This window comes from Pseudomonas sp. CM25 (genome assembly GCF_013179705.1).
Taxonomy (GTDB): domain Bacteria; phylum Pseudomonadota; class Gammaproteobacteria; order Pseudomonadales; family Pseudomonadaceae; genus Aquipseudomonas.
Window position 1 is genome coordinate 1 of sequence record NZ_JABMCW010000159.1, and the last position, 12,451, is coordinate 12,451.

Here is a 12,451-nt window from a genome sequence, read left to right on the forward strand (position 1 = left end):
AGGCCGCGCGACCGGCGCTGTCTGCACGCAGGAACGCTTCAAGTGAGTACTCTGCGTAGAACTTGATCCGGTCAACAGCCGTCATGCACCACTTGTTCACGCACTGCTCGATCGGCGCCGTGAAGGACATGATGCAGTAGGTGAGGAACGCGATCTGTTGTTGTTCCAGGCCGGTCCCCCAGTTACTGCCCTTGTCGGTCTTCATCACCATCCAGGGCGGTACGCCGAACCATCGGCAAATTTCCTCGATGCTATGTCCCCTCGACTCCAGCAATTGCGCATCGGCAGGGTTGATCCCGATCATCTCCGGCTTCACGCCCTGCTCAAGCACTGGGCTCTTGCCAGCATTCAATGCCCCGGAGATTGTCTTAACGTACTCACGAAACTCGACGCGCTGAGCCGGGTTAAGCGTCTTGTCGACCGAAAAAGCGACTGTGGGCATCATGCCGTTGCGGAAGGTGCTGTTGGCGGCATCGTCAGCAGACATCGCCGAACCGAACACATCTGCTCCGTACCGAATAGCGGAAAGACCGACTCGGCCATCAAGGGTGAAGGCCGGAATGTGCAGCATGTCCTGCCGCTGGATCTCTCGACGGGCTCCCTTTCGGGGCCTGAAGAAATACCTGAGCCGTCCATCGTCGTCGAACTCAAGATCGACTCTCGACGGCAACAGGAAGTCCAAGGCGATGACGCGCCCAGCAGAGCGATGGATCTCGCAGTAGGCGTTGCCCCACAAGAGCATCGAGGCGACGACTGCCTGCCAGAAATGGAAGGCAGCCATGTCTTCGTTGGGGCTGTTGTGCACAACGTCGTACAGCGGGAAATCACGGGCGCTCTCTCGACTACCATCGGGCATCCGCCGGTAGATGCTCAACGGCAAGCCAGCTACCGAAGTCGAGATAATTCGAACGCATGCCCACACAGTGGACAATCGCATGGCCTTATCAACGCTGACTGACTTACCACTACTGGACTGGGCGCCGTTGAAGGCACTCCAGAAACCTCCATCCGACAGCTTGATGGTCTTGCCCAGCCATTCACTCATACTGGCTGAAGGCTTGGTGGCAGCAGCCCCCAATACCTGGGATAGGGTTTTAATCACTGACAAGCCCTCTGCGGATGAAGCCAGCGATGCAGAAGAAGCTCAGCGATCCGGCCAGCAAAGCCCAGCCGGTACCAGCCAGCATCCAGACCCCGCTGCACGCCAAGCAGAAAGCGACCACTGCGCAGGCGATGAAAATATGAAATGCGTTCATGCGATCAGTGGGTCCCGAATGCCAGCCATGAAGTTGTCCATTCCCCCTCGGCCTTCAGGATTGAGGCTGATCAGAGAAACGGCGTTGAAAGTAGCCATCAGCGGGTCGATCTTTGCTGTGCCCGAAGCCTGCTTGGTGATCAAGAACGCATTGGCCGATGGCACCCCTTTGGCGTTACCGCAAGACCAGGCCATCAACGGTTGGCCGCAGTGCAGGAGCGTGCCTTCGGCAAGCTTGCGCTCTGTCGTCTTGATTGCGCCGGTGAGCTTCCAGCCCTGGGAGATGCCGACGATCTTGTCTTCCTCGACCTCAGCATCCGCCAAGGCATCAAGAACAGAGCCAATCCCTGCAGGGTCGAGACCCACCTTATCCAGAAGACCTGTGGCATTGACCCGGGCCACAATAGCCGCGAACTGCGCTACGTCGTCACCGATACGCTCGACGATGGTGAGATCACCTGCTTTCTCCAGGTCTCTGAGGCGCGGCGCCTCAGATTTGCGCCGTTCAAGAACAGAAGGATGTGCCCAGGCGTGAGCCCAGTGGAACCACCTGCGGGTACCAGCCTCCCGCCCGATCACGGCTAGCCCGAGCAGGTCATCAAGACCCCCTCCATCACCACCAACATCGACCACCTCGCACCTGGTGAGGATTTCATCAAGGTTCAGCCAAGTAGCAGCTTGAGCCTCCCAAAATTCCGCCCCGACCCACGCGTCGGACATCAGCGCCAGGCCGATCTCGATGTTGAGGTGCTTGGCCAGGAACCCACGTAATTCAGCCTCACCGTCCAACTCAGCCTGCATAAACAGGCGCTCAAGCGTAGGCCGGTCAACGGAGTAGTCGATGTTCGGATTGACCAGGTGGAAGTTCTCAGGCTTCCGCGCCTCGCCGCTCTTGATCATCTCTTGAGAGAACTCATAGATGATCGGCAGGAAGCGGTTGTCGTCGATCCGGCCATCACGCACGCCGCGTGCATAGTTGAGCTTGGAGCGGAACACACCCGCCGGCGGCTCATTCGACTGGGTCGTGAGCCAGATGATGAAGCCTTCGGGTCGCGACAGCAGACCGCCAGTGGCCTCACGGATCATGTCAGCGGCTTTCGGGTTTTTGCCGAATAGCCAAGCTTCGTCGATGAGGACACCGACGGCTTTCTTGCCGCCCACCACATCGCTATCCGCAGCCACCACCTTCAAGGTGGCACCGGTCTCGCGATGGGTGATCAACCGCAGGTGAGGCTGAACATGCAGCAACGCTTTCAGCTCGTCGTCATTGTTGACCATGTCTTTGGCCGGGATGAACGAGTTGTCGGCAATCTCCTTGGTCGGCGCCAGGATGATGAACTCAGCCGAAAGACGCCAGTTGCGGATCAGTGCGGTCAGCATGATCCCTGCAGCGATCGTAGATTTACTGTTTTTCTTCGGGATGCAGAGCATCACTTCGCGGATCAGACGCTCGCCAGTCTCGCTGTTGTAGCTGCCGAAGATGGCCCCGGCGAATGCCAAGACCCAGGGTGCGCAGGCAGCCTCAATGGTGGGGCTGCCCGGGGCATCGACGATCTTCAGCCCCTTGAACACATCGAGGCCGGCTTCAGCTTCGTCTGGAAACAGCGGCTCGGGGATGATTGATTCGCCCGCAGCCAGGCACCTCCACCAATCCGGGCAGGCTGTTGTCCATTGCATAGGTCAGTTCTTCACTACGGAGAGAGGCGGCTTGCCCTGGGAGTACTTGCCTTTACCGACCTGCTTGGCGGCCTCGGCCTTCTGCTCTTTCTTGCCCTGGTCGGCGACCTTGCCGTGCACATAAGGCATTAACGTCTTGGCCGCTTCCAGCCGCATGCGCATGTCGGCGCCTTCTGCGTTCATCAGTTCAGTGAGGAAGGCTCGCGGGTCGTCGGTCTCGGTTAACGACAGCTCATCGGCGTGCTGCTCCTGAGGTTGTTCGGCTTTAACTTTTCGAGAGCGTTTAACCTCAGAACTGGAGGCCTGCTTTTGCTTCAAGCGGCGCCCGACTTCGGCAAGGACATCGGGGTCCTTCGCAAGCTTGGAGCCCGCTTGCGACGCGGTCTTCTCCGAATATCCTGCGGCGATCGCCGCCTCGCGATTTGTGGCACCCGACAGCAAAGCGTCAACAAACCGCCGCTTCTTGTCGGTTAAAGCCATGGTTAACTTTTCCTGAAACGGGAAAAAATGTGTACGTGGGGTCGGAGGCGGTCTAGCTAGATGAGAATCCCTAGCTTTTGACCCCCCTACCCCTTTCGCAGCACGTCACTGGCGTGCTTCTGTGCCGCCGCGCTGGCTTTCGGCGATCCGCTGCCGTGTCAGCCACCCAGTCCCGCCGCCTCCTCGGCCTGCTTGACGGAGTCATGGCACGGCTTACAGAGGCTCTGCCAGTTGGTCTCATCCCAGAAGAGAACCATGTCTCCACGGTGAGCAACGATGTGGTCGACAATTCTGGCGGCAGTTGTGCGGCCGTTCCGCTCGCAATAGACGCAAAGCGGGTTGTCGCGTAGGTACCGCTCTCGGGCTTGCTGCCACTTGTAGCCATAGCCGCGCTGGGAGCTGGTCATGCCGCTTCGCCAACTGCCAGGGCTCACCACCTTGACCCGTGATCCTGCGCTCTCCTTGATGCGAGAACCGAGCGTCTTGAGCCTGGCCATCAGTGCACCTCAACCTTCAGGCCGCGACCGCCCCAGTAGGCAACCCGACCGGGGTTCGGCTCACATCCTGTGACCTGCGCCATGGCCAGCACGCCAGCCAGGTAGTACTTCAACCACCAGCGATGGCGGCAAACGATCGTTGCATACACCCTAGCCATGCCGACGCTCCTCACCTCTTGTACCAAGTCATCTCATAGCACCGCGCATCAGGCGGCACCTCGGCGATCGGCCAGCGCAGGCAGTCCATGTGCTTTCGCTCAGGGCGAGTGCGGCTCACCCGAAGCGTCTGCACCAGGTAGGCCGAACCGGCTGCAGTGGTGATGAAATCGCCGACCGCGATGCCATCGGCGCCGTCCACGTACAGCTTGCAAGGCGTGTAGGGCGCCTTGGCCATCAGTTGAAAGGATCAGCGGGCTTAGCGATCGAACGCACGAACCACATGAAACCCTGCTGCAGGTTGGTTTTGGCCAGAGCCAAGGTGCGCTGATCAACCCCGTCAATCTGGCCGATCTGCTTGAACAGCTCGCCGGCATCCGCTTCCAGGGCCTTGATCGAGTTCATGCCGTCGATCTCGCTCTGGGAGAGGTCGCGGTAGCCGGTGATCTTCTTGTGCTGGTTGTCCATGGTGAATCCTCATGTGGGCGCGCCACGAAACGGCGCATGTCTGTTTTGTGGCGCGGAGCAACTCTTGGCCTAATTGAACGAGCCAGATGACCACTGACGCTAGTGACACGGAATGCCATCAATTCGTCTCGATGAGTCATATTGCTGGCTTTCTGCAATCGAACTAATACTTGGGTATCTGCCTGGGGAGGCCTAAGTCATGCAACCACGATTCGTTATCGTTCCGGCTGTGCCTATCGAAGGTGAGTCCTTCCAAATCGGTAACCGGTTCTATGCCGCCACCACTTCGGGCGGCTTCGACATCTACGACAATCAAGAAAAGGAAAGGCTGAAGCGCGGCTTCACCAATAGGACGGCGGCGGCTGCAGAATGCGAGAAACTGAACGCTGGTTCACGCAACCCTGAAGAGCGATTCCCATTACTGCGCACAGAATGAGACACCACGAAACCGCGCCCCTAGATTTTGTGGCGCAGGTTATGGGCCATCGACCTTGCGCTCTGCCCAGCGTCTACCGAGCTGGCGCGCCTGCTCGACGCCCAGCACGCCGACAAAGCCAGCAGTGGCGAACGACCAGGCGATGCTCAGGCCGAACTCTTTCACGGTCAGGCCAACCACCATCACGATCAACGCGCCAAGAGTAGCCTCAATCAGCTGTCGGACTGGGCGGGTTTCCTGGCCATCGTATTGAATACGCAACCAGGTCAGGGCGAATGTCAGGCCCATAGCCAGGCCGTTCTCTCTTAGGGCTGTTAGTACAAGCACCCAGAAGGATGGGTCTTTCTCTGGCGGCATATGGGCCATCTCGATTCCTCCCGTTGCGGGGAGCGGAAAAAGAAAAAGGCCCGCTGTTATGGCGAGCCCTTGAATGGGTGCGGAGGGCCGGCACTTACCCGGCTTGGTGGTCTGGATCGCTGGGTCACGTACCCCAGACTCTCATCGCGTTGTCCATCAGTGACCGCACGGGTTTGACTGAACGCCACTACCGACTTAGCCCTGCTGCCAGGGCGCGTCATCCGCATAAACGAAAAACCCCAGAGCGCGATGTCTGGGGTTTGTCTGTGTCGCGTTTCTTGCAAGCTGGACACGCTGCTATGAAAACAGGTGTTTATCCGCGCGGAAAGCTTTTTATGCAGCCTCGCGCAATTGCTCCAGAGCACAGTCGATCCATGCCACTCCGGTGTTGATCAGTTCGCGCGCCTTGGCTTCACCCATCTTGTGCTCACGGGCGATGCGCAACGCAGGCCACTTAGCGCCGAAGTACAGCCAGACGAAGCCGCCCATCTGCGGGTTGCGCTTGTTCAGCCTGGCTACGGCGCCGTCCACCGCAAGTGCTAGGTCGTCCGTGATCACGTATTGCTTGAGCCCTCCTTCCGCTGGTGCGTGCTCCTTCATAAGCGCATAGAGCGGGCACACGTACTGAGGCACGCCCATGCCATCCATGCGCCACCAGCCCCATTGCTCGAGCATGTACGCGGTATCACCCAGGGCCTTGTCTACGTAGGTTCGTTTTTTCATGTCCTTCCCCCTTAATCCCCGGTGTAGTTGGTGCCTCCAGCGCCGCGCTGGTTGCCTCCCTGATATGTAGCCTCAGGCCCGGATGCCTGAGGGTTCTTCAACTGCTCGATCTGCCGGAGCGCTGCCCGTAGCCTCATGCTGAGCTGGGTCACCAGCTCATCCAGGGGCAGGGCTTCTCCAGTTGCTGCCGCTACAAAGCCCGAGGCGTTGCAGCGGTCGCATGACAATTCGTGAAACACACCCTGAGTGACCGCTCTCCCACGGCACAAAGGGCACTGAGCCAAACTGATCACAGCCTTCTTGAAGGCAGGGCCATGGCTCTTCCCTGTCACTTTGAATCCTCGCTTATGGTGGATACCGCAACGTCGCTATATCCCGCGCGCTGTGCGGCCCGCGCCAGAATCCCTGAATCAACGGATCTATCGCCGGTCAAGCCGTGAACCGAGGCGAAACCCTTCTGATCAAGGTGGGCGTGCCACTTCTCCAGCGCCTCACGCTTGCGAGCCATGACGTCGGACTGGATGTACACCTTCACGTTGTGGCCCATGGCATGGTTGATCAGCAGCTCACCCACCAGGTGGTCGACGCCTAGGTCAGCCCAACCGGTGCGGGCCAGCTTGCGCAGGTCGTGGCTGGTCCATTCGCCCTGCCCCATGACCGTAAACACGGCGGATGCCTTCGCCTCGCTCATGGGCTTGCCCTGGCGCCCCGGGAACAGGAACTCGCCGTCGTAGCCTTCGTTGCGCTGGATCTCGCGGTAGGCCATCAGCAGGAAACGCACTTGGTCAGTCAGTGGCAGACGGTGCTGCACGCTGGTCTTGGTGTGCTCGGCGGGAATAAACCACTCTCGCTCGGCCAGGCTGATGTGGCTCCAGCGGGCCAGGCGGGTTTCGCCCAGTCGGGTGCCGTGGCACAGCATCATCAGGGCCAGCACGCCATGCTGCGGTCGGTTGGCCAGGGTGCTCTTCATGCGGGCCATCAGGTCGCCGAGGTGCACACCACGCAGGCGCGATGGCTTGACCGTGACCTTGGTCTTGGAGAAGTCACCAAAGCGGGGACCGGCCATGGGGTTGGAGCTGATCAGGCCTAGCTTGAAGGCCTGACGGAATGACAGAGCCAGCAGCTGGAACACCAGTCGCACATAGTCGATCGACAGCGACTCTTGCAGCGGCCACATCAGCTCGCGGTCGAGCAGCGCCTTGTCGATCTGGGCCAGCGGGATCTGGCCGAGGCGCGGCACCAGATGCTGCTTGATCGCCGACGCCGCCGTGCTCTTGCGCTTGGTCGACAGGTTGCGGTCGCGGGACATGCGCTCAGCGAACCAGGCCAGCAGCTCACCGGTGAGCACCCAGCTCGACAGGCTCGATCCTTCGCCGGATTCCAGGCGCAGGCGGATGTCGGGCAGCGCAGCGGCCACCTTGGCAGCGCTCAGCTCAGGGTATGAGCCGATCAGGTTCCACTTGCCCTTGTGGATCAGGTACCACGACCCGCGCTCGCGGGAGCGGTGAAAGCGGAAATACAGGCCGTGGTTGCCCAGGGCGCGCAGGTCGCGCACCTGGCCGGCGGCCTGCCGGCGAATCTCTGCATCGCTGATTTTCACAGCGGCGGTATTGGTCATGCTGCAACCTCCGTCTTCGGCAGCAGCAGGTAGGCCCGCAGCTGCTCCATGGCGTCGAAGTGCCCTCGGCACACGATGGCGAGATAGCCCTGATCATTCAGGCGCCGGATACACGCCTGTTGACTGGGCGAGACGGGCGCCGGGTCGACCGTCGCCTTGAATTCGATGTACATGCCGAAGTAGCCGCCCCGAGCCATCGGCAGGACCAGATCAGGGATGCCGGCCTTCACCCCCTGGTCCTTCAGCTTTTCAGCAACCTTCTTGTGCCTGTGGCCGCCGTTCGGTACGTGGTAGATCAGTTCGAAAACGTCCGGGTAGCGCAGCGCGATTTCTTCCATCAATGCGGCCTGCTCCGGGCCCTCCCGATCTACGGGCTTCGCCCGAGGCTTCTTGGCCCGTACAGGCTTCATGATCGCCGGCTTCACTGTTCCGCCCTCCCCAGCTGGGCTTTGATCTTCGCTAGGGCTTCAGGGGAGACGAACGCCCGGCCGCCCAGCATGATCATCGTGTCGCAAGGGACTTCCTTCGCACGCTGCCGGTAACGAAGGGCCGGAGCGCTCTTCCAGTGGCACCACTTCCGCTCAGTCGTCCAGCGGACGGTTTTCGTCTTGGGCAGGTGCTCGCTGACATAGATAGGGATGCCGCTGAACATCATGGCTGGACTGATCATGCGGCCACCTTCCCTTCGCTCACGAGGATGTCGAGCGTTCTCACCACGCCTTCTAGGTGCATCAACCGCAGCTCTTCGTGGCTGAACGCGGTCTTGCTGCGCGAATCGACTGCGTCATGGCAGGCACTGCAAGACCAGGCGCCCTGCAGGTCGTTCGGCTTGATGCCCACGCCGCAGGTGCCGGCCAGCCGGTAGTGCGCTAGGACGGTTGTTTCGGTGTTGCCGTTGCACACGCCAGGGATGCGCACCTGGCACTCACGACCGCGTGCGGCCTTGGTCAACTTCGTTTGGCGCATAGATCAAGCTCCTAGCTGATGTGTTCAACGGCCTGCAAGGCGGGCGCGCATGGCCGACAGGGCGTTGTTGCCAACCTCTGGCGTCCGGCTACCGGCAACTTCAGCGGGAAGCGCCAGCGGCATCTTCTGCAGCGGTTCTCCGGCCATGATTCGGCGGACGGCGATGGTGTAGTTGCGCTCGTACAGTTTCGAGGAGGCATCGGTTGGCAGTTTGTTGAGGTTCTCGAAGCCGCACTCCTTGGCCGCATGCCACACAGCATCGTGGCTCCAGCTGCCCCGGCCAGCCATCGCAGGATGGGCATTCCGAGTAGCCTCGCGAAATGCGGCCGCCAAGGTTGGAAGGCCAAGCATCTCCGGCGATGGCTGGCACCACTCGATGAATTTGCCGGGGGCGGGAATGAATTCACGTCCTGACTGGCGGCAGCGCATCAGACCGAACTGCAGCTGCTCGGGGGTGTTGATGCCTGCCTCAAGGAACGCCGTCAGCCACTGCTGCTTGGCGGCCTTGTACGTGCCCATATCCGGCCAGGCCTGTTTCCAGGCGCTGAAGATGGTCCGCAGATCACGGAACAGCCGATTGATCACTGCAGCAGTTTTGCGATCGAGCTCGGCCTTGATCTCGGCGGGAAGCGTGTCCCCAGCAGGGATGTACTGGCCGGTTTGAACTTTGGCCCAAAGACCATGGGCGATGGTGGCTACCTGGTTCATTGGTCATTCCCCCCTTTGAGCCATGAGGTATCGTCGTCATCGAAAGCGTTCGATTGCTGCGCGCTCGGCTTGCCGGTAGCGGATCGAGCTGCCCGGGCCAGGTCCGATTTCACCCAGTTGACGAGGGCGGCGAGCCATTGCTTCTCGGTCTGCACCAAACCCTTCGCGTCGTGGTGCAACACGAACCCAGCGATTGCCTTGGAGCCGAAGTTGTCCAGGGTGAGCCCCGAACGGAGTGCATACGCTTTGAGCAGGTCCTGATCCGGCACCCACTCGAGGAACATTTCGAATGGCTCGCGCAGAGAGTGAGTAGATTGGTTAACTGACGGATTGGGTGCAGCTGCTGCACCCCGTTCTGCGTTTTCCTGCACCCCGTTCTGCTGCGAGCTGCACCCCGTGCGGTTTCCTGCACCCCGTTCTCTACGAGGTGCAGCAGATGCACCTCGTTTAAGTTGAAGGTCGTACACAATGGGACGGCGATCACGGCGGTCGATGTAAGCTGCCGCGATAGCTTGGTTTCCTGCCACGATCCAGCCAGCTGCTTCCAGCTCGTCAAGCTTTAGGCGGATGGTGCGTTCTGACAGGCCGGTGTCCTCGGATAGCGTTGCAGCCGACGGGAATGCGCCGCGGCCATCGGTACCGGCATAATTGGCTAGGCAAAGCAGGACGTGCCGAGCTGCAGGGTTCTCCAGAGAGGACTTCGGAATAGCCAGGGCCCAGGTCATGGCTTGTACACTCACAGCGAACCCCCAGCCTTCAGTTCAGCGAGACGCGCCAGTCCTTTCGGGGTGACCAGGGGATCAAACGCGGCGCGCTCGATACCGGTTTCCGGGTCTGGCTTCAAGGCTGTCACCTTGTGCTTCATCAAGCCCGAGGTGATGCGAGGCTGGTAAGCGATCCATCGCTTGGACCCCTTGCGGCGGAATATCCAGCGGTTCTGCTCCAGCCAGTCGAACAACTTCGATGGGGCAACCTGAAGCTGCTTGGCCGCATCGGTGATGCAGATGGCCCCACAAGCAGCAGCCAAACGGTGGATTGCTGCGACCTTCGGGGCTTGCTTCTGGATGACCTGCTGCAGTTGATGGTTCTGCTCTGCTTGATCGGCGGCCAGTCGCAGCACCTCAGCGAAGGTTTGGGGGATCTGAACCTGCGCCAATACCCGCGCCTCTAGCTCCTGCCAACGGTCGATAATCGTGGCGCGCAGTTGGGCGTTGTATCCGGAGACCAGCACCAGGGTATCGCGCTGGCTAAGCAGGAACTCTGGATACGATTGGCCGTTCTGTGGGTGGGTGTATGGGGTTTCCTCAGATTTGAGGACACCCTCTGCAACCAGGCGCCGTGCGTCCCGCAGCACATTGTCATGGCTCTTGCCAGTGAGCTGCGCGATTTCGCGGGTGGACATGACCTGACGCGCTAGTTTTGACGAATCGCCGAAAGCTGACGCAATAGGGCTGGTATTGCTAGCATCGATTGCGGAGTGCATAATCGACCTCGATGTGTTGTTGAAGAAGCCGGGCTGCCACCCGGTTTTTTTATGCCTGCGATTCAGGTACTGGATGGATCAGCAGGTGTTTCGGCCATCTACTGGCTCAGTGCCAGATCAGTAATGATTCAAATGTCAGGCTGCTTCAGGGTCGCGAGCCGTTGGCGGGAAGACATCGTCAAGGCTGCACTCGGCTCCTAGCCCGTTCAGCGCAGCGACAATCTGCCGGGCCGAATCCAGGCTGACACACCGTCGCCCGGCCTCGTAGTTGGCCAGGCGCGACTGGTTCCAGCGGAGCTCCCGGCATAGCCGAGCTTGGCTAATCCCCGCAGCTACCCGGATCTTGCGAACGTTGTTCATTCGGGGTTCCTCAATGACTAGCACTCAGGATAAACACGCATCGTGTTAATATCAATCACAATAAGTGAAAGCCGTGCATTTCATTTCGTGATGAAATCCCGCGCATGAATGAATCACTGAGCCAGCGCATTAAGCGCTTGAGAAAAGCGACGGGAATGTCCCAGGCCCAGCTGGCAGATGCTTGCGGCTGGAAATCGCAGTCACGCGTCGGAAACTATGAAGCCGGTACGCGAGAGCCAACGCTGGCGGATATTGCCGCTATGGCAGCTGCCCTTGGAGTCGACCAATCCGAGCTACTCCTGAACTCTGCGGCAGTGACCGAGGTTTCGGCGCCAGCCCGGAGTACGACTGATCTTGTCAGGCAGATGCTCGCAAAGAGCGGCAAAGGCATTCCGGAAGAGGCCCGTCAGCGCCTCCTTGCTGCGGCTGAGGAGCCGAGCGCCAGCAGTGTCGTGGCGGCTGACTTCGTTCGCCCCGGCCTCGTGGGCGATGAGGTGTGGATTGCTCACTACGACGTGCGCGGAGCAATGGGCGATGGTGAAGTAGCTCACGACTTCCCTGAAATGCTGCAGGACATCCGGGTCAGCCCTACTCACCTGCGAGAGATGGGGGTCGAGTTCAAAGAGCACTTCCATCTGAAGCTCATAACGGGTGTCGGTCAGTCCATGGCACCAACCATCAAAAGCCGCGACCCGTTGGTCGTCGACATCAGCATCCGTGAGTTCGTGGGCGACGGGATCTACTACTTCTCCCATCAGGGTCATCAGTACATCAAGCGCCTGCAGAAGAAGGGCCGCGACCACTTCAAGATGATTTCTGACAACACAAATCATCCGCCGGAAGACATCCGGGTCGATGAGACCTACATCCAGGCCCGGGTGCTGCTGGTTTGGAACGCGCACCTCGTTTGACACAAATTATCTTAGCCCTCCACTAGAAAGGGCGCCTCCACTGAACATAGGGAATCAGGGCTGCTATGAGTGATGATGAGAAGGGATTGATCATGCGCTTGGAAGGACCAGGCGTAATCGTTGAGCCCCAGCTGAGGCCGCCAATGTTTCAAAGGCAGCTTTTCCCGGTTGCGGTAATGACGACCTACCCTAATGATCAGAATTCAGCTGACCTTCAAACGATAGGCCTTGCCGCAAACGGTAAAGACTATGCGATCAAAACTGTTATGGACGGAAACGGTAAGATTCCCGCTTCAGAGGCATTCTGCTACCAGCTTGCTAGATTGGTCTTAATCGCCACCCCAGATTTTGATGTG

Annotated in this window: 21 protein-coding genes; 3 read left to right on the plus strand and 18 right to left on the minus strand. The window is 59.8% G+C overall.

The features are described from left to right. From HP546_RS17010 to HP546_RS17040, 7 genes are all read right to left on the minus strand, one after another. Positions 1 to 1,102 (minus strand): phage portal protein (locus tag HP546_RS17010; protein ID WP_172227637.1); only part of this gene is annotated, 1,102 nt, incomplete at its 3' end. 150 nt (positions 1,103 to 1,252) lie between these two features. Next, complete coding sequence (locus HP546_RS17015; protein ID WP_019471614.1) at positions 1,253 to 2,932, minus strand: terminase large subunit; 1,680 nt, start codon at positions 2,930 to 2,932, stop codon at positions 1,253 to 1,255. Positions 2,933 to 2,935: 3 nt separating this feature from the next. Further along, positions 2,936 to 3,412, minus strand: coding sequence for a terminase small subunit (locus tag HP546_RS17020; protein WP_172227639.1), 477 nt, complete (start codon positions 3,410 to 3,412; stop codon positions 2,936 to 2,938). Between the two features lie 158 nt (positions 3,413 to 3,570). Next, positions 3,571 to 3,909 (minus strand): HNH endonuclease, encoded by a 339-nt coding sequence (locus HP546_RS17025; protein ID WP_019471612.1) that lies wholly within the window; start codon positions 3,907 to 3,909, stop codon positions 3,571 to 3,573. Next, on the minus strand, positions 3,909 to 4,067 hold the full coding sequence (locus HP546_RS17030) for a hypothetical protein (RefSeq protein ID WP_019471611.1): 159 nt from the start codon (positions 4,065 to 4,067) through the stop codon (positions 3,909 to 3,911). The genes HP546_RS17025 and HP546_RS17030 overlap by 1 nt, the downstream gene beginning before the upstream one ends. Before the next feature lie 11 nt (positions 4,068 to 4,078). Then, positions 4,079 to 4,303, minus strand: coding sequence for a hypothetical protein (locus HP546_RS17035; protein ID WP_019471610.1), 225 nt, complete (start codon positions 4,301 to 4,303; stop codon positions 4,079 to 4,081). Next, positions 4,303 to 4,533, minus strand: coding sequence for a hypothetical protein (locus HP546_RS17040; protein WP_172227641.1), 231 nt, complete (start codon positions 4,531 to 4,533; stop codon positions 4,303 to 4,305). The genes HP546_RS17035 and HP546_RS17040 overlap by 1 nt, the downstream gene beginning before the upstream one ends. A 199-nt stretch (positions 4,534 to 4,732) precedes the next feature. Between HP546_RS17040 and HP546_RS17045 the strand changes: the two genes are divergently transcribed. After that, a complete protein-coding gene (locus HP546_RS17045; protein ID WP_019471608.1) occupies positions 4,733 to 4,969 on the plus strand; it encodes a hypothetical protein in 237 nt (78 codons plus the stop codon). Positions 4,970 to 5,008: 39 nt separating this feature from the next. Here HP546_RS17045 and HP546_RS17050 read toward each other — a convergent pair whose 3' ends face one another. The 11 genes from HP546_RS17050 to HP546_RS17095 all read right to left on the minus strand — a co-directional run bounded on the left by HP546_RS17050 (position 5,009) and on the right by HP546_RS17095 (position 11,184). After that, positions 5,009 to 5,335: a phage holin family protein gene (locus HP546_RS17050; RefSeq protein ID WP_026034466.1), complete on the minus strand. Its 327-nt coding sequence runs from the start codon at positions 5,333 to 5,335 to the stop codon at positions 5,009 to 5,011. Positions 5,336 to 5,659: 324 nt separating this feature from the next. Continuing rightward, positions 5,660 to 6,049 carry an antiterminator Q family protein gene (locus tag HP546_RS17055; RefSeq protein WP_019471606.1) on the minus strand — a complete coding sequence of 130 codons (390 nt, stop codon included), beginning with the start codon at positions 6,047 to 6,049 and terminating at the stop codon, positions 5,660 to 5,662. Between the two features lie 11 nt (positions 6,050 to 6,060). Further along, positions 6,061 to 6,381, minus strand: a complete 321-nt coding sequence (locus HP546_RS31430) for a hypothetical protein (RefSeq protein ID WP_019471605.1) — start codon at positions 6,379 to 6,381, stop codon at positions 6,061 to 6,063. Then, entirely contained in the window at positions 6,378 to 7,667 is a 1,290-nt protein-coding gene (locus HP546_RS17060; protein ID WP_172227643.1) for a site-specific integrase, read from the minus strand. The genes HP546_RS31430 and HP546_RS17060 overlap by 4 nt, the downstream gene beginning before the upstream one ends. Then, a complete protein-coding gene (locus HP546_RS17065) occupies positions 7,664 to 8,092 on the minus strand; it encodes a VRR-NUC domain-containing protein (protein ID WP_023047632.1) in 429 nt (142 codons plus the stop codon). The genes HP546_RS17060 and HP546_RS17065 overlap by 4 nt, the downstream gene beginning before the upstream one ends. Beyond that, entirely contained in the window at positions 8,089 to 8,337 is a 249-nt protein-coding gene (locus HP546_RS17070) for a hypothetical protein (RefSeq protein ID WP_172227645.1), read from the minus strand. Before HP546_RS17070 ends, HP546_RS17065 begins: the two co-directional genes overlap by 4 nt. Then, positions 8,334 to 8,633 carry a DUF1364 domain-containing protein gene (locus HP546_RS17075; protein WP_172227647.1) on the minus strand — a complete coding sequence of 100 codons (300 nt, stop codon included), beginning with the start codon at positions 8,631 to 8,633 and terminating at the stop codon, positions 8,334 to 8,336. Before HP546_RS17075 ends, HP546_RS17070 begins: the two co-directional genes overlap by 4 nt. Positions 8,634 to 8,657: 24 nt before the next feature. Beyond that, positions 8,658 to 9,341 (minus strand): replication protein P, encoded by a 684-nt coding sequence (locus HP546_RS17080; protein ID WP_172227649.1) that lies wholly within the window; start codon positions 9,339 to 9,341, stop codon positions 8,658 to 8,660. Continuing rightward, positions 9,338 to 10,066: a helix-turn-helix domain-containing protein gene (locus HP546_RS17085; RefSeq protein WP_172227651.1), complete on the minus strand. Its 729-nt coding sequence runs from the start codon at positions 10,064 to 10,066 to the stop codon at positions 9,338 to 9,340. Before HP546_RS17085 ends, HP546_RS17080 begins: the two co-directional genes overlap by 4 nt. Before the next feature lie 11 nt (positions 10,067 to 10,077). After that, entirely contained in the window at positions 10,078 to 10,743 is a 666-nt protein-coding gene (locus HP546_RS17090) for a phage regulatory protein/antirepressor Ant (RefSeq protein WP_172227653.1), read from the minus strand. 216 nt (positions 10,744 to 10,959) lie between these two features. Beyond that, positions 10,960 to 11,184: a helix-turn-helix transcriptional regulator gene (locus HP546_RS17095; RefSeq protein WP_172227655.1), complete on the minus strand. Its 225-nt coding sequence runs from the start codon at positions 11,182 to 11,184 to the stop codon at positions 10,960 to 10,962. Positions 11,185 to 11,288: 104 nt separating this feature from the next. Between HP546_RS17095 and HP546_RS17100 the strand changes: the two genes are divergently transcribed. Next, positions 11,289 to 12,095, plus strand: a complete 807-nt coding sequence (locus HP546_RS17100) for an XRE family transcriptional regulator (RefSeq protein WP_172227657.1) — start codon at positions 11,289 to 11,291, stop codon at positions 12,093 to 12,095. 65 nt (positions 12,096 to 12,160) lie between these two features. Then, positions 12,161 to 12,451 (plus strand): hypothetical protein (locus HP546_RS17105; protein WP_172227659.1); only part of this gene is annotated, 291 nt, incomplete at its 3' end.

What these genes read in the sequence shown, in the direction of transcription:
- HP546_RS17015 (WP_019471614.1), bottom strand. Translation starts at nt 2,932, where the DNA reads ATGCAATGGACAACAGCCTGCCCGGATTGGTGGAGGTGCCTGGCTGCG.
- HP546_RS17020 (WP_172227639.1), bottom strand. Translation starts at nt 3,412, where the DNA reads ATGGCTTTAACCGACAAGAAGCGGCGGTTTGTTGACGCTTTGCTGTCG.
- HP546_RS17025 (WP_019471612.1), bottom strand. Translation starts at nt 3,909, where the DNA reads ATGGCCAGGCTCAAGACGCTCGGTTCTCGCATCAAGGAGAGCGCAGGA.
- HP546_RS17030 (WP_019471611.1), bottom strand. Translation starts at nt 4,067, where the DNA reads ATGGCTAGGGTGTATGCAACGATCGTTTGCCGCCATCGCTGGTGGTTG.
- HP546_RS17035 (WP_019471610.1), bottom strand. Translation starts at nt 4,303, where the DNA reads ATGGCCAAGGCGCCCTACACGCCTTGCAAGCTGTACGTGGACGGCGCC.
- HP546_RS17040 (WP_172227641.1), bottom strand. Translation starts at nt 4,533, where the DNA reads ATGGACAACCAGCACAAGAAGATCACCGGCTACCGCGACCTCTCCCAG.
- HP546_RS17045 (WP_019471608.1), top strand. Translation starts at nt 4,733, where the DNA reads ATGCAACCACGATTCGTTATCGTTCCGGCTGTGCCTATCGAAGGTGAG.
- HP546_RS17050 (WP_026034466.1), bottom strand. Translation starts at nt 5,335, where the DNA reads ATGGCCCATATGCCGCCAGAGAAAGACCCATCCTTCTGGGTGCTTGTA.
- HP546_RS17055 (WP_019471606.1), bottom strand. Translation starts at nt 6,049, where the DNA reads ATGAAAAAACGAACCTACGTAGACAAGGCCCTGGGTGATACCGCGTAC.
- HP546_RS17060 (WP_172227643.1), bottom strand. Translation starts at nt 7,667, where the DNA reads ATGACCAATACCGCCGCTGTGAAAATCAGCGATGCAGAGATTCGCCGG.
- HP546_RS17070 (WP_172227645.1), bottom strand. Translation starts at nt 8,337, where the DNA reads ATGATCAGTCCAGCCATGATGTTCAGCGGCATCCCTATCTATGTCAGC.
- HP546_RS17075 (WP_172227647.1), bottom strand. Translation starts at nt 8,633, where the DNA reads ATGCGCCAAACGAAGTTGACCAAGGCCGCACGCGGTCGTGAGTGCCAG.
- HP546_RS17080 (WP_172227649.1), bottom strand. Translation starts at nt 9,341, where the DNA reads ATGAACCAGGTAGCCACCATCGCCCATGGTCTTTGGGCCAAAGTTCAA.
- HP546_RS17085 (WP_172227651.1), bottom strand. Translation starts at nt 10,066, where the DNA reads ATGACCTGGGCCCTGGCTATTCCGAAGTCCTCTCTGGAGAACCCTGCA.
- HP546_RS17090 (WP_172227653.1), bottom strand. Translation starts at nt 10,743, where the DNA reads ATGTCCACCCGCGAAATCGCGCAGCTCACTGGCAAGAGCCATGACAAT.
- HP546_RS17095 (WP_172227655.1), bottom strand. Translation starts at nt 11,184, where the DNA reads ATGAACAACGTTCGCAAGATCCGGGTAGCTGCGGGGATTAGCCAAGCT.
- HP546_RS17100 (WP_172227657.1), top strand. Translation starts at nt 11,289, where the DNA reads ATGAATGAATCACTGAGCCAGCGCATTAAGCGCTTGAGAAAAGCGACG.